This is a genomic window from Corallococcus sp. CA041A (genome assembly GCF_003612075.1).
GTDB lineage: Bacteria > Myxococcota > Myxococcia > Myxococcales > Myxococcaceae > Corallococcus > Corallococcus exiguus.
The window spans coordinates 22,965-42,214 of sequence record NZ_RAWF01000047.1; the positions used below are offsets into that span (position 1 = coordinate 22,965).

The 19,250-nt window shown below is 69.4% G+C and carries 16 protein-coding genes; 7 read left to right on the forward strand and 9 right to left on the reverse strand.

What is annotated here, in order from left to right:
* Positions 1 to 11: 11 nt before the first annotated feature.
* From treS to D7V77_RS11060, 4 genes are read left to right on the forward strand one after another with little or no spacing between them, the layout of a single operon-like run.
* A complete protein-coding gene (gene treS, locus D7V77_RS11045; RefSeq protein ID WP_120576230.1) occupies positions 12 to 1,661 on the forward strand; it encodes a maltose alpha-D-glucosyltransferase in 1,650 nt (549 codons plus the stop codon).
* A gap of 6 nt (positions 1,662 to 1,667) precedes the next feature.
* Positions 1,668 to 3,002, forward strand: coding sequence for a phosphotransferase (locus tag D7V77_RS11050; protein WP_120576231.1), 1,335 nt, complete (start codon positions 1,668 to 1,670; stop codon positions 3,000 to 3,002).
* On the forward strand, positions 2,999 to 5,203 hold the full coding sequence (gene glgB, locus D7V77_RS11055) for a 1,4-alpha-glucan branching protein GlgB (protein WP_120576232.1): 2,205 nt from the start codon (positions 2,999 to 3,001) through the stop codon (positions 5,201 to 5,203). The genes D7V77_RS11050 and glgB overlap by 4 nt, the downstream gene beginning before the upstream one ends.
* A gap of 32 nt (positions 5,204 to 5,235) precedes the next feature.
* A complete protein-coding gene (locus D7V77_RS11060; RefSeq protein WP_120576233.1) occupies positions 5,236 to 6,201 on the forward strand; it encodes an aldo/keto reductase in 966 nt (321 codons plus the stop codon).
* A 6-nt stretch (positions 6,202 to 6,207) separates the two neighbouring features.
* Here D7V77_RS11060 and D7V77_RS11065 read toward each other — a convergent pair whose 3' ends face one another.
* The 3 genes from D7V77_RS11065 to D7V77_RS11075 all read right to left on the reverse strand — a co-directional run bounded on the left by D7V77_RS11065 (position 6,208) and on the right by D7V77_RS11075 (position 7,714).
* Positions 6,208 to 6,558: a PilZ domain-containing protein gene (locus tag D7V77_RS11065; protein ID WP_233596806.1), complete on the reverse strand. Its 351-nt coding sequence runs from the start codon at positions 6,556 to 6,558 to the stop codon at positions 6,208 to 6,210.
* 104 nt (positions 6,559 to 6,662) lie between these two features.
* Entirely contained in the window at positions 6,663 to 7,454 is a 792-nt protein-coding gene (locus D7V77_RS11070) for a heme oxygenase (biliverdin-producing) (protein WP_120576235.1), read from the reverse strand.
* A complete protein-coding gene (locus D7V77_RS11075) occupies positions 7,451 to 7,714 on the reverse strand; it encodes a hypothetical protein (RefSeq protein ID WP_120576236.1) in 264 nt (87 codons plus the stop codon). The genes D7V77_RS11070 and D7V77_RS11075 overlap by 4 nt, the downstream gene beginning before the upstream one ends.
* A 369-nt stretch (positions 7,715 to 8,083) precedes the next feature.
* On the opposite strand from D7V77_RS11075, the gene D7V77_RS43675 reads away from it, so the two are divergent.
* On the forward strand, positions 8,084 to 9,460 hold the full coding sequence (locus D7V77_RS43675; protein WP_158624380.1) for a sorbosone dehydrogenase family protein: 1,377 nt from the start codon (positions 8,084 to 8,086) through the stop codon (positions 9,458 to 9,460).
* 16 nt (positions 9,461 to 9,476) lie between these two features.
* Here D7V77_RS43675 and D7V77_RS11085 read toward each other — a convergent pair whose 3' ends face one another.
* Genes D7V77_RS11085 through D7V77_RS11095 form a run of 3 tightly spaced genes read right to left on the reverse strand, consistent with a single transcriptional unit; the run spans position 9,477 to position 11,616 of the window.
* Positions 9,477 to 10,004 (reverse strand): gamma-glutamylcyclotransferase, encoded by a 528-nt coding sequence (locus tag D7V77_RS11085; RefSeq protein WP_120576237.1) that lies wholly within the window; start codon positions 10,002 to 10,004, stop codon positions 9,477 to 9,479.
* 17 nt (positions 10,005 to 10,021) lie between these two features.
* Positions 10,022 to 10,621, reverse strand: coding sequence for a GbsR/MarR family transcriptional regulator (locus D7V77_RS11090; protein WP_120576238.1), 600 nt, complete (start codon positions 10,619 to 10,621; stop codon positions 10,022 to 10,024).
* Positions 10,618 to 11,616, reverse strand: coding sequence for a polyprenyl synthetase family protein (locus D7V77_RS11095; protein WP_120576239.1), 999 nt, complete (start codon positions 11,614 to 11,616; stop codon positions 10,618 to 10,620). Before D7V77_RS11095 ends, D7V77_RS11090 begins: the two co-directional genes overlap by 4 nt.
* A 166-nt stretch (positions 11,617 to 11,782) precedes the next feature.
* Here D7V77_RS11095 and D7V77_RS11100 point away from each other — a divergent pair, with 166 nt between their 5' ends.
* Entirely contained in the window at positions 11,783 to 13,315 is a 1,533-nt protein-coding gene (locus D7V77_RS11100) for an MFS transporter (RefSeq protein WP_120576240.1), read from the forward strand.
* Here the strand turns inward: D7V77_RS11100 and D7V77_RS11105 are convergent.
* From D7V77_RS11105 to D7V77_RS11115, 3 genes are all read right to left on the reverse strand, one after another.
* The gene (locus D7V77_RS11105; protein WP_120576241.1) at positions 13,263 to 14,795 is read right to left on the reverse strand and encodes a methyl-accepting chemotaxis protein; all 1,533 of its coding nucleotides are present in this window, start codon (positions 14,793 to 14,795) and stop codon (positions 13,263 to 13,265) included. The two genes, D7V77_RS11100 and D7V77_RS11105, sit on opposite strands and share 53 nt — an antisense overlap.
* 189 nt (positions 14,796 to 14,984) lie before the next feature.
* Complete coding sequence (locus D7V77_RS11110) at positions 14,985 to 16,172, reverse strand: alpha/beta fold hydrolase (protein ID WP_167547961.1); 1,188 nt, start codon at positions 16,170 to 16,172, stop codon at positions 14,985 to 14,987.
* A 201-nt stretch (positions 16,173 to 16,373) separates the two neighbouring features.
* On the reverse strand, positions 16,374 to 17,642 hold the full coding sequence (locus tag D7V77_RS11115) for a response regulator (RefSeq protein ID WP_233596807.1): 1,269 nt from the start codon (positions 17,640 to 17,642) through the stop codon (positions 16,374 to 16,376).
* A 217-nt stretch (positions 17,643 to 17,859) separates the two neighbouring features.
* Here D7V77_RS11115 and D7V77_RS11120 point away from each other — a divergent pair, with 217 nt between their 5' ends.
* Complete coding sequence (locus D7V77_RS11120; protein ID WP_120576243.1) at positions 17,860 to 18,963, forward strand: ornithine cyclodeaminase family protein; 1,104 nt, start codon at positions 17,860 to 17,862, stop codon at positions 18,961 to 18,963.
* The last annotated feature ends 287 nt before the right edge of the window (positions 18,964 to 19,250 follow it).

Consider the following 19,250-nt stretch of genomic DNA (forward strand, 5'->3'; position numbering starts at 1 on the left):
CCGAGAGGCGTATGGACCTGGATCCGCTTTGGTACAAAAAAGCGCTCATCTACGAGCTGCACATCCGCGCATTCCATGACTCGAACGGGGACGGCCACGGGGACATCCCGGGCCTGATTGAAAAGCTGCCGTACCTCCAGGACCTGGGCGTGGACTGCCTGTGGCTCCTGCCGCACTACCCGTCTCCGCTGCGCGACGACGGCTACGACATCGCGGACTACTACGGCATCCACCCGGACTACGGCACGCTGGCGGACTTCCAGCGGCTGGTGGAAGAGGCCCACAAGCGCGGACTGCGCATCATCATCGAGCTGGTGGTGAACCATACCAGCGACCAGCACCCCTGGTTCCAGGAGGCGCGCAGGGATCCCCAGAGCCCCAAGCGCAACTGGTACGTCTGGAGCGACACGGACGAAGCCTACAAGGGCGCGCGCATCATCTTCACCGACACGGAGCGCTCCAACTGGACGTGGGATCCGGTGGCCAAGCAGTACTTCTGGCACCGCTTCTTCAGCCACCAGCCGGACCTGAACTACGACAACCCCGAAGTGCAGGAAGCCATGCTGGACGTCATGCGCTTCTGGCTCAACATGGGCGTGGACGGGTTCCGCTGCGACGCAGTGCCCTACCTCTTCGAGCGCGAGGGCACCAACTGCGAGAACCTCCCGGAGACGCACGCGTTCTTGAAGAAGCTGCGCAAGACCATCGACTCCGAGTACCAGAACAAGGTGCTGCTCGCGGAGGCGAACCAGTGGCCCGCCGACGTGCGCGTGTACTTTGGCGAGGGCGACGAGTTCCACATGGGCTTCCACTTCCCGGTGATGCCCCGCCTCTTCATGGCGGTGCGCCGCGAGGACCGCACGCCCATCGTCGAAATCATGCAGCAGACGCCGGACATCCCGGACACCTGCCAGTGGGCCATCTTCCTGCGCAACCACGATGAGCTGACGCTGGAGATGGTGACGGACGAGGACCGGGACTACATGTACCGGGAGTACGCCACCGACCCGCGCATGCGCATCAACCTGGGCATCCGCCGCAGGTTGGCGCCGCTGATGGACAACGGCCGGCGCCGCATTGAATTGATGCACAGCCTGCTCTTCACCCTGCCCGGCACGCCGGTCCTCTACTACGGGGACGAAATTGGCATGGGCGACAACATCTACCTGGGCGACCGCAACGGCGTGCGCACGCCCATGCAGTGGACCGGCGACCGCAACGCGGGCTTCAGCCGCGCGGACTACGCGCGCCTCTTCGCGCCCGTCATCGCGGATCCCGTCTACGGCTACCAGTCCATCAACGTGGAGGCCCAGGAGCGGCAGAAGTCCAGCCTGCTCCAGTGGGTGAAGCGGATGATTGGCATCCGCCAGCGCTACCCCGTGTTCGCCATGGGCACCTTGCGCTTCCTCACCACGGAGAACCGCAAGGTGCTGGCCTTCGTGCGGGAGTGGGAGGGCCAGACGGTGCTCGTCGTGTGCAACCTGTCGCGCTTCGCGCAGCCGGGCGTGCTGGACCTGCGCGAGTTCGAAGGCAGCATCCCCGTGGAGTTGATTGGAGAGACGCCATTCCCCCGCATCAGCGACCTGCCCTATCAGCTGTCGATGGGGCCTTACATGTTCCTGTGGTTCCGGTTGGACAAGCCGCTGCAGGCGAAGGAGTAACCCCGCGTGACCCCCCTGGACCTGACCAAGCTGCCAGACTTCCTCAAGGCCCAACGTTGGTTCGCCGGCAAGGCGTGGCCCATCAAAAGTGTCAGCGTGGCGGACCACGTGAACATGGACCTGGGCACGTGCTCCTTCACCCTGGCCATCATCGAAGTCGTCTACGAGTTGGGAAATCCGGAGCGCTACCAGCTCCAGGTCCGGCACACGGCCGACGGACTGGTGAGCGCGCTGGAGGATGACGACTGCGTGCGCGCCGTCTTCAACCTCGCGCGCGAGGGCCGGCAGGTGGTGTCCGGCTCCGGCCGCGTGGTGGGTGAATGGATCGCCTCCACGGACAGCGGCGTGGCGCTGCCGGATCCGCTCTCCGTGCGCCGGCTCAACGTGGAGCAGAGCAACACCTCGCTGGTGCTGGGCGAGCGGGTCATCGTCAAGGTCATCCGCAAGCTGGAGGCCGGCGTGAACCCCGAATACGAGGTGGGCCGCTTCCTCGCGACGAAGACGTCCTTCCGCGCGACGCCGCAACTGGTGGGCGCGCTGAACCTGGAGGGCCCCGCGGGCGCGACGCTCGCGCTGGCGCACCGCTTCGTGCCTGACGCCGTGGACGGCTGGAAGTACACGCTGGAGCGGCTGCGCCAGGAAAAGGCGCTAAGCGAGCGCTTCCTCGGGGACATGCGAGACCTGGGCGCGCGGTTGGGAGAGCTGCACAAGGCGTTCGCCTCCGCGGAGCCGGAGGACCTGGCGTTCTCCCCGGAGCCGCTGCTCCAGGAGGACCTGCAGCGCTGGAGCGCGTCCATCGTGGGCGAGCTGGGCGTGACGCTGGCGGACGCCGGCCGGCTGCACGCGGACCTGGAGAACAAACGCGACGGCCTCATCGCGTACGCGAAGCGGCTGGCGCAGGTGGCGCCCTCCGGCCAGAAGATCCGCATCCACGGCGACCTGCACCTGGGCCAGGTGCTGCGCTCGGAGGGCCAGTGGCTGTTCTTCGACTTCGAGGGCGAGCCGTCCCGCTCCTTCACCGCGCGCCGTGAGAAGTACAGCGCGCTGCGCGACGTGGCGGGGATGATCCGCTCGTTCGACTACGCGGAGGCCACCGTGTCGCTGGAGGGCGGCCAGCCGCGCGGGCGCGTGGGCCCCACCCGCGACGCGTTCCTGGAGGGCTACCGCCAGGCGACGCGCGGCGCCACCTTCCTGCCCGACAACGATGAAGCCTTCAACGTGATGTTGCGCGCCTTCGAACTGGAGAAGCTGTTGTACGAAGTGCGCTACGAACTCGCCAACCGGCCGGACTGGGTGCGCATCCCCGTCGAGGCCCTGTTGCGGATGGAGGATGCCCAGTGAGGAAGCCTGCGGACAGAGCACAGGTGGACGCGGAGCTGCAACGCGTGGTGGAGCTGCGCCACCCGGAGCCCCACTCCATGTTGGGCGTCCACCCGGACGGCGACGCGGTCGTGGTGCGCGCCTACCGCCCGGAGGCCGTGGCCGTCCACGTCCTGCCGGAGTTCGGGGGCAAGGTGCCCATGCAGCACCGCACCGGCGGCGTCTTCGAGGCGCGCATCAACGGCCGCACGGAGCCCTTCGGGTACCTGCTGGAGGTGGAGTACCCGGGCAAGAAGGTCTTCACGCTGCGCGACCCGTACAGCTTCCTGCCCACCATCGGGGAGATGGACCTGTACTTCGCCGGCGAGGGCCGCCACGAGCGGCTCTGGGAGCGCATGGGCGCGCACCTCATCCACCACAACGGTGTGAAGGGCACGTCGTTCGCCGTCTGGGCCCCCACCGCCCGGGGCGTGTCCGTGGTGGGTGACTTCAACGGCTGGGACGGCCGCCTGCACGCCATGCGGCGCATGGGGTCCTCCGGCATCTGGGAGCTGTTCGTCCCGGAGGTCGGCGAGGGCACCCGCTACAAGTTCGAAATCCGGCCCGGCCACGGCGGCGGCCCGCTGCTCAAGGCGGACCCCTTCGCCTTCCGCACGGAGACGCCGCCCGCCACCGCGTCCGTGGTGCACGACCTGCAGCGCTACGCCTGGGGCGACAGCGCGTGGCTGGAGACGCGCGAGAAGCACGTGGACGCGGCCCAGCACCCGTGGAGCGTGTACGAGGTCCACCTGGGCAGCTGGCGCCGCGTGGTGGAGGACGGCGACCGGCCCATGACGTACCGCGAGCTGGCGCCGGAGCTGTCTCGCTACGCGAAGGAGCTGGGCTTCACGCACGTGGAGCTGCTGCCCGTGTCCGAGCACCCCTACGGCGGCTCCTGGGGCTACCAGGTCGGTGGCTACTACGCGCCCACCTCGCGCTTCGGCCACCCGGACGACTTCCGCTACCTGGTGGACTACCTGCACCAGGAGGGCATCGGCGTCATCGTGGACTGGGTGCCGGGCCACTTCCCGCGCGACAGTCATGCGCTGGGCCAGTTCGACGGCACGTCCCTCTACGAGCACTCGGATCCACGCCAGGGTTCGCAGCCGGACTGGGGCACGCTCGTCTTCAACTTCGGCCGCAACGAGGTGCGCAACTTCCTCATCGCCAACGCGCTGTTCTGGCTGGAGGAGTACCACATCGACGGGCTGCGCGTGGACGCGGTGGCCTCCATGCTCTACCTGGACTACAGCCGGAAGCACGGCGAGTGGGTCCCCAACCGCTGGGGCGGCCGCGAGAACGAAGAGGCCATCCAGTTCCTGCGCGAGCTCAACGACACCATCCGCCGCAAGCACCCGGGCGTCGTGGTCATCGCGGAGGAGTCCACCGCGTGGCCCAAGGTGTCCCAGCCCGTCAGCGAGGGCGGCCTGGGCTTCCACTTCAAGTGGAACATGGGCTGGATGCACGACACGCTGTCGTACTTCTCCAAGGACGCCGTCTACCGACAGTTCCACCACAACCAGCTCACCTTCGGCCTGCTGTACGCGTTCAGCGAGCACTTCATGCTGCCGCTGAGCCACGACGAGGTGGTCCACGGCAAGGGCAGCCTCTACGGGCGCATGCCGGGCGACGCGTGGCAGAAGCGCGCGAACCTGCGCGCGCTGTTCGCGTGGATGTGGGCCCACCCGGGCAAGAAGCTGCTCTTCATGGGCGGCGAGTTCGGCCAGCCAGCGGAGTGGAACCACGACAAGAGCCTGGACTGGCACCTGCTCAATGACCCGGGCCACAAGGGCATCCAGAACCTGGTGGGCGACCTGAATCGCATCTACCGCGACCTGCCCGCGCTGTACGACTCGGACAGCGAGCCCATGGGCTTCCAGTGGCTGCAGCCGGACGCGTCCGCGGCGAACGTGCTGGCCTTCGTGCGCCGCTCGCGCACGCCCGGCCGTCACGTGGTGTGCGTGGCCAACATGTCGCCGGTGCCTCGCGAGGATTATCGCGTGGGCTTCCCGCTCCACGGCCGTTATGTGGAACTGGTCAACACCGACGCCGGGGAGTACGGCGGCAGCGGCATGGGCAACCGGGGCCAGGTGCACACGGAGCCCACGGGTTGGGACGGCCAGCCCGCGTCCGCGACGCTCACCCTGCCCCCGCTGTCGGTGGTGTGGTTCACGCCGGGGTAGCACGCCCCGGCCTCACCGGAAGGATTTGGGGCATGGCGGCAGGAGCAGCGGCGAAGCGGAAGCTGGGAACGTCGGGCCTGGAGGTGTTCCCGCTGTGTCTGGGCGGGAACGTCTTCGGCTGGACGGCGGACGAGGCGACCTCGTTCGCCGTGCTCGACGCGTTCGTGGAGGGCGGCGGCAACTTCGTGGACACCGCGGACGTGTACTCGCGGTGGATCCCCGGCCACGTGGGCGGCGAGTCGGAGACGGTGCTGGGCAAGTGGATCGCCTCGCGCAAGGCGAAGGACCGCCTGGTGGTGGCCACGAAGGTCGGCGCGGAGACGGCGCTGGGCAAGGGCCTCACGCGCGAGCACATCGAGAAGAGCGTGGACGCGTCCCTGCGCCGCCTGGGCGTGGAACGCATCGACCTGTACTACGCGCACTACGACGACCCGAACACGCCCTTCGAGGAGACGCTCCGCGCCTTCGACGCGCTGGTGAAGGCGGGCAAGGTGAAGGCGCTGGGCCTGAGCAACCACACCGCGGAGCGCGCGCAGGAGGCCCTGGACACACAGAAGAGGCTGGGGCTCGCGCGCTACCAGGTCATCCAACCGGAGTACAACCTGGTCGAGCGTCCGAAGTTCGAGGGTGCGCTCCAGCAGGTGAGTGAGAAGGAAGGCCTGGCCGTGGCGCCCTACTTCGGGCTCGCCGCGGGCTTCCTCACCGGCAAGTACCAGGAGGGGCAGCCGGCTCCGGCGTCACCGCGCGCGGGCAACGTGCTCAAGAAGTACGGCAACGCGCAGGGCTGGGGCGTCGTCGCCGCGCTGAAGAAGGTGGCGGAGCGCCGGGGTGCCACGCCGTCACAGGTGGCGCTCGCGTGGCTCGAGACGCGGCCTACCGTGGTGTCGCCCATCGCCAGCGCCACGTCCGTGCCGCAGGTGAAGGAGCTGCTCGGGGCCTTCTCCCTGAAGCTGGAAGCGGACGACCTGCGCGAGCTGGACAGCGCGTCTTCGAAGTAGCGCCGTCTAGCCCTCGTCCGTGACGAGGACGGTCTTCAGACGTGCCAGGACGGGCTCTGGCACGTCGGTGAAGGACAGGCCCACCTCGAAGCGGGCCACGGCGTCCTTGGGTAACTTGATGGCCCAGACGATGCGCGCCGTACATTCCAGCGAGCTGCCGTCCGGAAGGAACAGTTCCAGATCCAGACGCGAGCCCACGTCCTGCGGATCATCCGAGTAGATGCGCGCGCCCCCGAGGCTGACGTCGAGCACCTGCTTCTTTTCGCCCACCTTCATGCGCGCGGGGCGCGAATAGAGGGGCGCGTGGATGCGGGGGAAAGCGCGGCGATCGATGTGAGAGGTCATCTGGAGTGTCACGTTCCGCCATCCTAACGTGCCTGTCACGAAACGGCACATCGCCCTCCCAGGCGAGGAGGCGGGCCGGTGGGTCGGACCACCTCCTCCGTGGGTTCGCGGCAACCCTACCCAGGAGTACCGCCCAGCCCCTCCAGCTCCGGTGCGTCCCGAGCCAGCTCGTCGCAGATGAGCGATTGGATGCGGAAGGCCAGCCGCGCCTCCTGGACCAGCTCCTGGGCCTCGCCCTCCGTCAGCGGCACCTCGTCCAGCCGGGCCACCAGCCGGCTCTGGAAGGCGAGCAGCTCCGCGGCGGACACCGCGTTGTAGAAGGCCGTGCCCCGGCCGTTCTCCAGCTCGAACGCCTGCGCGATGAGCTCCGAGCGCTGGGGCGCGGTGTAGAGGTCCTGGACGCAGCGGGCCCACGCATGGGCGATGAGCAGGTGCGGGGCCTCGGCCGCCACTTCGCGGATCCGCTCGGCGTGCAGCCGCGTCTCAGTGCAGGCGAAGGGCTTCGTGCGCGTGTCGCCGCAGAACCAGTCCAGGTCCGCCAGCAACGCGGAGGCCCGCCGCAGCTCCGGCAGCCGCAGCACGCGCGTGAGCGGGCCGTCCTTCAGCGCCGGCAACACGGACTCCAGCGCTTCGTAGACGACGTGCAGCTGGCGCAGGTGGTTCACGTAATGGCGCGCCCGCACGAACTGGCCATAGACGCCGCCGTTCCACGTGCCGTTGAAGAGCGCTTCCAGGAAGGTGGACTGCTCCGCCTGGCGCCGGGCGATCCCCGTCCCCTCCTCCAGCCGCAGCGACAGCCGCTGCGTGGACGGGAGGGCCTCGAGGGCCGTGGACGCGGAGGACAGGCGCTTGTCCCTCGCGGAGCGCTCGAAGCCGCCCCAGCGGATCGTCCCCCGGACGGTGCTCACTGCTTCCACCCGCCGGTGGGCGCCCCGTGGGCGGCGGCGGGAGCCGGCTCCTGCGCTTCCGCCTCGTGCGCGGGCGCGTGCGGCATCTCCAACTGGTGGATGGCCTCCACCAGGGTGTGACCCAGCGCGCGCAGGACGTCCTCCTCCAGGCGCAGCGTCACCGGCCCCACCGCCAGGTGGATGTGCCCACAGCTGCACCGCGTCACTTCAGCGCACGGGCCTCGCGCCAGCACCGCCCTGCAGCATCCCTGACCGAGCATCGCGTTCTCCAGATGATTTTGATTATCGAAATCAAAATCATGAAGCCACAACGCCCTTCCGCCGTCAAGCCCGGTCCACCCCGTTCTGATCCGGAGACCGGTGGTCAACACCTCAAAGACAGACATTAAAACACCAGACAAAGACAAGCATCGCAGTCAATTACATATGTCTGCATTTATTTGTTTCATGTCTCACGCCAGTGCCACTGACTGTCTTTTTGTTCATGTAGGCACGATCCTTTCCGACGCGGCGAAACTCCCTGAAGGTTTGTTCAGGCCTGTGCAGGGGTGCTCGGGGCGACGGGAAAAACGGCTGAAGGTTTGTTCAGGTCGCGTGCAGTCGGAGAACGCGGTTAGGAAAAGACGACCATGCGGCGACCCCTCGTGCTGACGACCTTCCTGGGCCTGGCGTGCCTCCTGGCCGGCTGCAAGTCCAACTCGACGAACGCCCCGGAGCCCTCCCTTTCGCTCCGGGACTCAGGCGTGGTGGACGCGGGTCAGCAACCTGTCTCCTGGAACCTCCAGGCGGCCCAGGTCCAGGTTCCGGAGGGCATGAGGGGCGCTCCGTTCGATGTGCCGCACTCCCTGAACATCCCAGCAGGCATGTCCGTAGCGGTCTGGGCGCGGGTGCCGGGCGCGCGTTTCATCGCATTCTCGCCGGAGGGCACGCTGCTCGTCTCCGTTCCCGGCCAGAACAAGGTGATGCAGGTGCGCCCCCGCGAGGGCCAGGCGCCGGAGGTGACAGAGTGGGCAGGCGGCCTGGGCCGGCCCCACGACCTCGTCTTCCACGAGCGCGACGGGCAGGTGTGGGTCTTCCTGTCGGAGAAGGACCGCGTCACGCGCTCGCGCTGGACGCCCGGTGAGACGGTGCGCGGCACGGTGGAGGCGGTCGTCACGGGACTGCCGGACGCATCCCTCCCGGAGCTGCACGGCGCCTACGGCCACGAGCTCAAGAACCTGGCGGTGGACTCACAGCACCGCGTGTACGTGGCCATCGCGTCCACCTGCAACGTGTGCCTGAGCGACACCACCAGCGACCCGCTGCGCGGCGCCATCTACCGGTGGGACTGGAGCGGCGGCTCACGCGAGCTGTTCGCCCGGGGCCTGCGCAACGCGGAGGGCCTTGCGTGGGAGCCGGGCACCGACACGCTGTGGGTGGCGGTCAACAACCGCGACAACACGCCCTACCCGTTCGACGACGGCACCGGGAAGTACGGCAAGGTCATTCCGGAGTACGTGGACAACCACCCGCCAGAGGCACTCACCTCCGTGCGGCAGGGCGGCCACTACGGCTGGCCCTTCTGCAACTCCAACCCGGACTCCCCCAGCGGCCTGAAGCACATGCCCCTGGACCGCGACTACAACCTCAACCGGGACGGCGCCAAGGCGGACTGCGCCGCGTTGGACAAGACGGACCAGGGCATCCAGGCGCACTCGGCGCCCCTGGGCCTGACGTTCTTCGACCATGGGGAGCTCAATCCGGAGTGGAAGCGCGGCGCGCTGGTCGCCTACCACGGCTCGTGGAACCGCACGGAGCGGACCGGCTACAAGGTCACCGTCTTCCCGTGGGACCTGGCCACGCACCAGCCCATGCAGGAGGTGGACCTGGTCACGGGCTTCAAGAACCCGGACCTGAGCGTGTGGGGCCGGCCGGTGGACGTGGCCCTGGCCCCGGGCGGCGGCTTCATCGTCAGCGACGACGCCGCCGGTGCTCTCTATCGCATCGCCCCCACCGCCCGGCCGTAGCCCGGCGGCGAGCGACTCAGCGCGACTCGCCGCGCGCCAGCTTCTCCACGTAGTCCGCGGGCAGCCCGGCGCTCTTCGCGCCGCGCACCAGCGCCTCCACGAAGCGCGGGCTCACCGGCCCGTCCGACGACGCACGGCGCGGGTTGGTCACGAACGCGGTGGCCTCCACCTCCTGGCCATCCACGCGCACGCGCACCGTGCGCTCCACGCACATGCTGGTGACGAAGCCCTCCTTGTGCTGGACGATGGGCCAGTCCTTGCCGGGGATCTCGAAGAGCCGCCCGTACACGCGCGCGCCCGGCGCGTCCGTCAGGCCCGCCACCCGGCCGCCCCACCAGCGCGACGGGAAGTCGTAGACAAGGTCCACGTCCAGCGCCTCGGCGAGCTGGCCCTCCGGCAGGTCGAAGAAGCCGTAGCTGTGCTGCTGCCTCCACTCCTCGAAGGCGGCCCGGTCCAGGATGGTCGAGTACGCGAAGTAGCGCCGGGGCGCGTTCGCGTCCGCCTGCTCGCGCGCCTTCATCACCTGGTCGTAGTGCGAATCCATTGTGTGTCCTCCCGCCTCTACCGCTCGCCCTTGCCGCGCGACAGGGCGCCGTCGCGGAACGCGCCCAGCACCCCGCCCACGTCCAGGCGGGACGTCTTGATGAACAGCCGCAGCGCGCGCTCCACGTGGTCGGCCAGCACGGCCATGCGCTCCAGCCGCCGCAGCTTCTCCGCCTGCACGCCGGCAGCACCCTCCGCCAGCCGGCGCGCTTCGGACAGGTCCGCGCGGATGCGGGTGACGAAGGCCGCCTCGCGCTCCTCCACCACGTGCGTCACCATCCGCACCAGGTCCGTCTCCGCCGCGTATCGCCACACCGTGTCCCGCGGCACGCGCACCCGCTGGATGACGCCCCATTGCTCCAGGTCGCGCAGCAGCATGGACACGCCGCCCTTGGACAGGTCGAGCTCGCGTTCTATCTCACCGGCTGTCAGCGGCTCGCCGCGCAGGTAGAGCAGGCCCCACACGCGGCCCTGGTTGCGCTTGAAGCCCCAGAACTCGATGACGTTGCCCACCGCCTCCACGGCGATGGCCTCCCATGGCGCCAGCCGTCCATTCTCCGGCGGCGCGACGGTCTTCTGGCTCCCGGGATCCCCCCCCGTCCACAGGTAGCCCTTCATGCAGCGCGTCCCTTCACCTGCTCCGCGATGCCCTCCGACAGCCGGTGCGCCCAGCTCATCAGCTCCGCACCCGCGGCGTCGTTCGCGAAGGGCCCCAGCTTGTCGAGCGCCGCTTCGATTTCGACGTTCATCATCTCCATGGACGCCTCCACCGCGCCGGCGGCCTCGATGGCGGCGCCAATCTCCCGGGTGCGCTCCGGGGTGATGACGGAGAACGCCCACGCGTCCTTGAGCTTGCGGCGCAGGGACTCGTCCCGCGACACCGCCAGCAGGATGGGCAGCGACGGCGTGCGCGAGTGCACGTCCGCGTACCGGGGCTTGCCCACGTCCGTGCCCAGGATGTCGCGGATGTCGTCGGCGATCTGGAACGCCACGCCCAGGTGCCGGCCGAAGGCGTCGAAGCGCGCCTGCGCCTCCGGCTGCTCCCCCAGCGTCGCCGCGGCCTTGCCGCACCAGCCGAACAGCGACCCCGTCTTGCCCTCGGCGATGTAGCGCAGCCGGGTGAGCGGCAGGTTCATGTCGCCGCGCGCCTCCACCTCCGCGATGGCCGCGCGGGTCATCTCCGTGACGATGGCCAGGCCGCTCTGCACCAGTCGCGCGTCCAGCAGGGACAGCCGCGACAGCGCCGTGGACAGGATGAGGTCGCCGCTCATCACCGCGACGATGTTGCCCCAGCGCGCGTTCACCGTCGGGCGGCCCCGGCGGAACATGCCCGCGTCCACCACGTCGTCATGCAGCAGGCTGGCCGAGTGGATCATCTCCGCCGCCACACCCACATCCACCAGCCGTGCGGCCGGCACCCCCACCACGCCACCGAACAGGCGGACGAGCATGGGGCGGGCCCGCTTGCCCCCGGCCCCCAGGCACAGGTGGCGCGCCGCATCCATCAGCGTGTCACCCTTCACGTCCGGGCCGACGTCGCCATCCGCGAGCAATTCGGTCAGACGCTGCTCCACCTGCCCCAGAAACTCCGTCAGCTCGTGAGCGACATCCATGTGCGCGGTCTCCTTCCGGGCCGTTCATATAGTTCAAGACCGCGTGAACTGCACCGAAATCCCTTCTGCCCTCCAAGCGAGCGGACAGTCAGCGGAAAGCGACGAATAAGCCCGGTTGGTGTCCGGCCGGGCTCGGTGGAGTCCTTGGAGGTCCGATTGAGAGGGAATGCGAGGCCGTGGGAAACGAATCGCAGTGTCCGCCGCCTTCCGTCGCCGCCTCGTCCAGAGCTTCGCTTCCCTCGCCACCGGCGTCCCGCTCTTCCGCCCTGGCGCCTCGCTGCCCGGCGCGTCCGCGCCCCTCCTGGGGGCCCCTCCGCCCCTGGATGGCCACCGCGGCCCGCCCCTGCACCGGCGCCTCCGTGCGTCGCTGAAGGTCTCCATCGTGGAGGGGATGTTCGCGGAGGTGTTCACCGCGTGCGCGGGTCCTACCGTGCTCACCGCGTGGGCCATCGCGCTGAAGCTGGGCCCCTTCCTGGTGGGCGTGATGACGGCGCTGCCGTTCTTCGCGCAGTTCGTGCAGTTCCCCGCCGCGTGGCTCACCCTCTGCTTCGGCCACCGGAGGGTGGCGCTGACGGCGGTGTGCCTGTCCCGGCTGGCCCTCTTGCCCATGGCGCTGTTGCCGTGGCTGGGCCTGTCCCTGGAAGGGCAGCAGCACCTGCTGCTCGCCGTGGCCGGGGCGTCCGCGCTGCTGGCGGTGGTGGGCAACAACGCATGGGTGGCATGGATGGGAGAGCTCGTCCCGGGCGCCGTGCGGGGCCGCTTCTTCGGCAAGCGCACCGCGCTCACCACGCTGATGGGCACGGGCGCGTCGCTCACCGCGGGCCTGCTGATGGACCGGTTGAAGGGGCTGGATGGGGTGGGCATGGCGCTGCCGCTGCTGGCGCTCGCCGCGTGCGTCATGGGCGTCGTCACCACGCTGATGATGGCCGCGCAGCATGACCCGGCGCCCCCGGGCAGCTCGCCGAAGCTGGAGCTCAAGGCGGCGCTCCTGCCCTGGAAGGACGACGGGGCCCGGCGGGTGCTGCTGTACCAGGTGGCGTGGAACGCGGCGGTGGGCGTGTCCGCGCCCTTCTTCGCGCTGCACAGCCTGCAGAACCTCAAGATGACCTTCGTCATCATGGCCCTGCACGCGGCGGCGGTGGCGGGCGTGCGCGTGCTGACGGCGCCCCTGTGGGGCCGCGCCATCGACAAGCTGGGCGCACAGCCGGTGCTGATGCTCTGCTCGCTGGGCATCAGCGCCATCCCCATGCTGTGGCTGCTGCCCTCCGCGGGGACGCTCTGGCCGCTGCTGTTCGACGTGCTCCTGGCGGGCGCGCTGTGGAGCGGCCACGGCCTGGCCATCTTCGCGCTGCCCCTGACGGTGGCGCCGCGCCGCGGCCGGCCCTTCTACCTGGCGGCCTTCGCCACCGCGGGCGGGCTGGCCTACGCGGCGGCGGCGGCCCTGGGCGGGGCGCTGGCGGCGCGCGTGCCCCAGCAGTTCATGCTGGGCGGCCACCTCTGGGTGAACCTGCACGTGCTCTTCGTCGTGTCGGCGGTGGCCCGGCTGGGGGCCGCCTTCCTCGCGGCCCGGGTGAACGAACCCGGCGCCGCCACCACGCGCACCGTGGCCCAGGTGGTGGAGCGGTTTACGCCCCGCCTCCGCCCGGCTACAGCCGGTAGTCGCGCACCATCGCCGCCACGCGCTCCGACAGGAGCTTGAGCGACACGGCGGACTCGCTGGTGGTGGCGATGCGCTTCACCGTGTCGCCCATCACCGTGTTGAGCTCGTTCACGGCGGTGAAGATCTGCTCGATGCCGGTGGCCTGCTGGTTCACCGTCTGCGAAATCTGACGGGCGGACACCACGCTGTCCCGCACGATGGAGGACAGCTGGCGCAGCGTGTCCCCGGACGTGCGCACCTGGGCCAGGCCCGTCTCCATGCGCTGCGTGCCCGCGGCCGTGATCTCCACCGTGGCGAAGATGGCGGTGCTGATGTCCGCCAGGATGCCGCGCACCTGGTTCGTCGCGCGGATGGACTGGTCCGCCAGGCCGCGAATCTCCCGGGCCACCACCGCGAAGCCCTTGCCGTGCTCCCCGGAGCGCGCCGCCTCGATGGCCGCGTTCACCGCGAGCAGGTGGGACTGGTCCGCCAGGTCCTTCACCGTCTCCGTGATGCCGGAGATCTGCTCGGTGCGCTCGCCCAGGGCCATGATGCGCTCGGCGATCTGCTCCACCTGCGCGCGCAGCGCCACCATCCCCTCGATGCTCTCGGTGATGGCGATCTCGCCCGTCTTGCCCAGCACCTCCGCGCGCTCCGCCACGTCGATGACCGTCTCCGCCGCACGCGACGCAACCACCGACGTCTGGCGGATCTCCTGCGCCGTCACCTGCGTCTCCTGCAGCGCGGCGGCGTGGCGGGACACCATCTCGTTCTGCCGGCCCGCGGAGTCGTTCAGGTGGTCCACCGAGCCGCGCAGCAGGTCCGACGAGCCCTGCAGCTGCTGCAAGAGGTCCTTCACCTTGGACACCATCAGGGAGAAGGCCTTTGACAGCTGGGCCACCTCGTCCGAGCCCTCCACGCGCACCGTCTCGCGCAGGTCGCCGTGCTCCGCGATGCGCTGGGCGGCCGCCGTCAGCTGCACCAGCGGCGCCGCCACCCGGCGCGCCAGCACGATGCCCACGACGACGAAGAGCGCGAGCGCCAGCACCATCACCACGCTCACCCCGGTGGTGATGGCCCGCACCTGCGCGCGCGCCGACGTGCGGTTGAAGCCCACGTGCACGGTGCCCGCGCCGTTCGCGAAGCGCGAGCTCACGTCCAACAGCTCCGCGTCCCGCACGTAGAACGTCGCCTCACCCTGCGCGCGCGCCAGCCGGTCGCGCAGCTCCCGCATCGCGGTGGCGTACTCGCCCGCCACCGCGCGCAGCTGCCCCGTCCCATCGAAGACGGCCACGTAGGCCACCTGGTGGTGGCGGACCGCCTGATCCAGCACCGCCTGGAGCGCCTCCGTCTGGCCCCCGGGCATCGCCGCGGGCAGCGTGGCCGCCAGCGCCGCGGGCAACGCGCCTCCCACGTCCCGGCCCTGCGCCTCGAAGGCGGAGCTGACGCGCGGGATGAGGTAGCCGAAGAAGAGGACAGTGAAGAACAGCGCCACCAACAGCGGCGCCAGCGTGAGCTTCTGCGAAAGGGAGAGTCGCATCCGGGAGCGGCGCCAAATCCAGAGGAAGTCTGGGAAACGTAGCCCCTCTGGACCATCCAGCGAGGTGCTGCATTGTGGACATCCCAGAGGAGCCGGCGCAATGGCTCCGCGCATCGAAAGCCCGTGAAAGTCAGACACCGCGCCCTGGGTAGCGACGAACCCGGGGCGCGGGCGTCATCCCGGCTTGAGTCAGCCGGCCTTGCGGTTGTTGGACGGCGCGCTCTCGTCCCACTTCTCCATCAGGGTGTTGGACGGGAGGGTCTCATCCAGCAGCTTGCGCGCGGCCTCGGCGCCGGTGACGGGCAGGCCCTTGCGGTCAATCAGGCCCAGCTGGACGAGCACGGCGGCCTGATCCCAGTAGATGTGCTCGTGGTAGAGCTTGTCGCCGCGGAAGTTCACCACCGCGACGAAGGCCGCCTCCACGTACTTCCCGGTGGGCGGGATGCCGGGGAGCATCCAGTCCATCTCGATGTCGTGGGTGAAGCTGAAGATGAACTCGTCCACCACGCGGTCGGCGCCCACGGTGCGCGACAGCAGGGTCATCTTCGTGTCCTTGGGGTTGGCGTGCACGAAGTGGTTTTCGTAGAAGCGGTGCAGGTACTCCGCGCCCACGCCACCCGTCATCACCGGCACGCTGTTGACGTACGGGTGCGACACCATGGTCTTCATGGTCGCGTCCGCGTCGCGGGCGGCGAACTCCAGCTCCGTGTGTTTGTCCCACAGCGCGGCCAGGTCGTAGCGCGGCCCCATCACGCGCTTGAGCAGCGCGAGGGTGCGCGTGTGCGCCGTCATCATCGAGGGCCGGTTCCAGGCCGGTGAGCCCTCGCGGAAGAAGCCGTGGCGCACGCCCTGGTACACGTACAGCTCCACGTCGACGCTGACGTGCTGCTTCACCCGCGCCACCGCGGCCGGAGGCACGAAGCCGTCCCACTCCGCGTAGTGGACCACCATGGGGGCCGCGTTCTCACCGCCCTGCGCGAGCACGTCCTCCATGCCGGGCGCGCAGTAGGCCACCGCGCAGTCCACGTGCGCGTGCGCCGCCAGCTGCGCGGCCAGCGTCCCACCCAGCCCGTAGCCCAGCGCGCCGACCTGCTTCTTGCCCCGCAGTCCCACCACCTCCGGTAGCGAGCGCGCCCAGGCCACCACCGGCTTCAGGTCCACCTCTTCCGGTTCTCCTCGTGAGGCGAGGTCGGGCACCACCACCACGTAGCCCTCTTCACTGAAGCGCTCGGCCATCAGCTTCAGGTGGGCGTTTCCCTCGAACGCCTCCACCATCAGCAGCAGCAGGGCCGGACCCGTTCCAGAGGCGGGGCGTCGCACCCACGCACGAATCGGGTCGCTTCCTTCCACGGGAATCCACGTCGAGTTGTCGTTCATTTGTCGCGCACCCTCCCCAAAGCGGACACATTTCACGCCCGGACGGACTGCCTCCCGGGCGTCTGGCATTGTAGCAAACCCTCCACATGCTTGCCTCATCTTATGAGAGGTTTTGATGTGGATGGATTGTTGTATGCCTTTTATGTGGAGTAATCAGCCACCACTGCAATGCAACATCCGTGACGCGAACGGCCTTGTGTCTCACGCCGTCATCGGCGTGGAGACGCCCGCGCACGCGGAGTGTGCGCGTGTCTCAACCAAAGCCTGACGCGGAAGACACAGGGAGAAGATCGTACCGACGTCCGGGGTCGATTCCACCCGGAGGGTGCCGCGGTGGGCCTCCACGATGCTGCGCGCGATGTAGAGCCCCAGGCCCAGGCTCTCGCGCTGGCCCGGGCCGTCGCCGCGTCGGAAGGGCTGGAAGAGCGTGGGCAGGAGGTGCGCGGGGATGGGGGCCCCGGCGTTCTGGACCTCCAGATAGACGGTGTCCACGCCCTGCTCGAAGGTGCGCAGGCGCACGGGCGTGTCTCGCGGGCTGTACTTGAGCGCGTTGTCCAGCAGGTTGGCCACCACCTGCGCCAGCCGGTCCAGGTCCCACACGCCCGGGAGGCTGTCGCGGGCGAAGTCGCACAGGATGGAGCGCTCCGGTTTCGCCGCGCGCAGCTCGTCCACGAGCTTGCGGCATAGCTCGTTGAGGTCGCCCGCGCCCGGCACCACCGGGATGCCGCCGCCCACGCGCGCACGGGTGAAGTCCAACAGCTGATCCACGATGCCCTGGATGCGCTCGCCGCCCCGGGCCACCCGCTCGAAGGCCTTTCGCTGGGCGTCCGGCAGCACCTCACGGGACAGCTGGACGTTGGCCGTGGTGAGGATGGCCGCGAGCGGTGTGCGGATGTCGTGCCCCACGATTCCCACCAGCTGCTGCTCGAGCTCCGTCGCGCGTTGCAGCTCCTCCTCCACGCGCCGGCGCTCCGCCAGCTCCAGCGCCTGCTGCCGCAGCTTCTCACCGCGCAGGTACAGCTCCACGAACACGGACACCTTGGCGCGCAGGATGTTCGGATCCACCGGCTTGAGCAGGTAGTCCACCGCGCCGTACTCGTAGCCCCGGGTGACGTAGGCCGCCTCGCGGCTGAGCGCGGTGATGAAGAGGATGGGCAGGTGCTTCGTGCGCTCGCGGGTGCGCACCAGACGCGCCGTCTCCAGGCCGTCCAGCCCCGGCATCTGCACGTCCATCAGCACGCACGCGTACTCGTCCAACAGCAGAGCCTTCAGCGCCTCGTCGCCGGAGCGCACCGACACCACCTGCTGACCGAGCGGCTCCAGGATGGCCTCCAGGGCGAGCAGGTTCGCCGGCGTGTCGTCCACCAGGAGGACGCGCGCGCGGGGCGCACCGGGCGCGTCATCGGTGCGGCGGTGAGACAGGTCGGGGACGGTGGTGAGTACGGGCGTCCTGGGAACAGGGGGCTTCAAGGAGGCGTTCACTCGGGCGTTGGGGGTGGAGCGGCTCGGCGGGCGGACGCGAGGCCGGGGCCCCCTAGGTGTCCGCCGGATGTCGGGCGCCCGCTTCCAACACAGCCCCTTCTCCGCCTTGTTCCCTGCACCTGTATTCAAAAGCCACAGCAAGACAGGAATTCACAATCAAAACTGACCCGTTGCAATTCCTGTCAGGGGCGTAGACTCCGCGTACATGACGCTCCCGGCTCCTCGCACCCTGCTGCTCGGCCCCACTGACTTACGCGCGCTCGTGGAAGGCGTGGGCCTGGACGTCCTGATGGACGAGCTCATCCACGCACTCACCGTGGCATTGAGGGAGTTCGACGAGTCCGTCCTGCAGGTCCCCAAGCGGGAGGGCTTCCAAGTGGTGAGCGACTCGCGGCCTTCCGGGACGATGGGCTGGATGCCCGCCCTGCGGCGCGGGGACAGCCTGACCATGAGGGTGTCCGCCTCCCTCCCCGGCAACCGGGGTGACTCGGGAATGCCCACCCTCGTCGCATCCCACAGCGTCTATGACGTGAAGACGGGCCACCTGGTGGCGGTGATGGACGGGGTGTTCGCCACGGCGCTGCGCACCGGCGCGGCGTCGGCGGTGGCCAGCCGCTACCTGGCGTCTCCGGACAGCCGGGTGCTGGGGCTGGTGGGCTGCGGTGCGCAGGCCGTGTCTCAGTTGCATGCGCTCAGCCGCGTGTTCCGGTTGGAGCAGGTGCTGGTGCACGACATCGATCCAGACGCGGCGCGCTCCTTCGTGCGGCGCGTGGCGTTCCTGGGGCTGGACGTGCGGCCCACGCTGCTGCCGGACCTGGAGATGCGCTCGGACATCCTCTGCACAGCGACCACCGTCGCCCCGGGCGCGGGGGCCGTCATCTCCGGCCACGCGCTCCAGCCGCATGCGCACGTCAACGCGGTGGGCTCGGACCAGCCGGGCAAGGCGGAGCTGCCCCTGGCGCTCTTGCGCCGCAGCCTCGTCGTGCCGGACTTTCCCGCCCAGGCGCGCCAGGAGGGCGAGTGTCAGCAGCTCCACCCGGACCAGATTGGCCCGGACCTGGCCACCGTGGTGCAGCAGCCGGAGGAGTTCGAAGGCTGGCGCGAGCGCAACACCGTGTTCGACTCCACCGGCCACGCGCTGGAGGACCACGTGGTGACGCGCCTGCTGTTGGAGCACGCGCGGCGCATGGGTCTGGGCACCCTGGTGTCGTTGGAGGCGCTGGGTGGAGACCCGTTGGACCCGTACTCGCTGGTGCGGGGTGACGTGGCCGGACGCGCCGAGTCGCCGCGCCGCGCCACCGGCAGCTGACGTTCTCCAGAGGGCGACCCGCCCGCCCGGACGACAGCCATTCCAGCGGGGGACACCCGCCTTCTTCGAGTAGCACCGGACGAAGACGCCGCCCCGATGCCCGGCCCCCACGCCGGATGTCGGGGCGGTTTCGTTTCACTCCCGGCACACAACTTCCCGCACACGCCGCCGATAATCGCGAAAGCACCAGCTATCCACTATTCCTGGAATCGTACACCATGACCGTCCGCACCCCCTCCACCCTGTCTCTTATACCACATCTGACGCTGCCGACGATCTTACGCGTG

Excerpts from the sequence above, each read along its gene's own strand:
- treS (WP_120576230.1), top strand. The coding sequence starts at position 12 with ATGGACCTGGATCCGCTTTGGTACAAAAAAGCGCTCATCTACGAGCTG.
- D7V77_RS11060 (WP_120576233.1), top strand. The coding sequence starts at position 5,236 with ATGGCGGCAGGAGCAGCGGCGAAGCGGAAGCTGGGAACGTCGGGCCTG.
- D7V77_RS11075 (WP_120576236.1), bottom strand. The coding sequence starts at position 7,714 with ATGCTCGGTCAGGGATGCTGCAGGGCGGTGCTGGCGCGAGGCCCGTGC.
- D7V77_RS43675 (WP_158624380.1), top strand. The coding sequence starts at position 8,084 with ATGCGGCGACCCCTCGTGCTGACGACCTTCCTGGGCCTGGCGTGCCTC.
- D7V77_RS11085 (WP_120576237.1), bottom strand. The coding sequence starts at position 10,004 with ATGGATTCGCACTACGACCAGGTGATGAAGGCGCGCGAGCAGGCGGAC.
- D7V77_RS11090 (WP_120576238.1), bottom strand. The coding sequence starts at position 10,621 with ATGAAGGGCTACCTGTGGACGGGGGGGGATCCCGGGAGCCAGAAGACC.
- D7V77_RS11095 (WP_120576239.1), bottom strand. The coding sequence starts at position 11,616 with ATGGATGTCGCTCACGAGCTGACGGAGTTTCTGGGGCAGGTGGAGCAG.
- D7V77_RS11100 (WP_120576240.1), top strand. The coding sequence starts at position 11,783 with ATGCGAGGCCGTGGGAAACGAATCGCAGTGTCCGCCGCCTTCCGTCGC.
- D7V77_RS11105 (WP_120576241.1), bottom strand. The coding sequence starts at position 14,795 with ATGCGACTCTCCCTTTCGCAGAAGCTCACGCTGGCGCCGCTGTTGGTG.
- D7V77_RS11110 (WP_167547961.1), bottom strand. The coding sequence starts at position 16,172 with ATGAACGACAACTCGACGTGGATTCCCGTGGAAGGAAGCGACCCGATT.
- D7V77_RS11120 (WP_120576243.1), top strand. The coding sequence starts at position 17,860 with ATGACGCTCCCGGCTCCTCGCACCCTGCTGCTCGGCCCCACTGACTTA.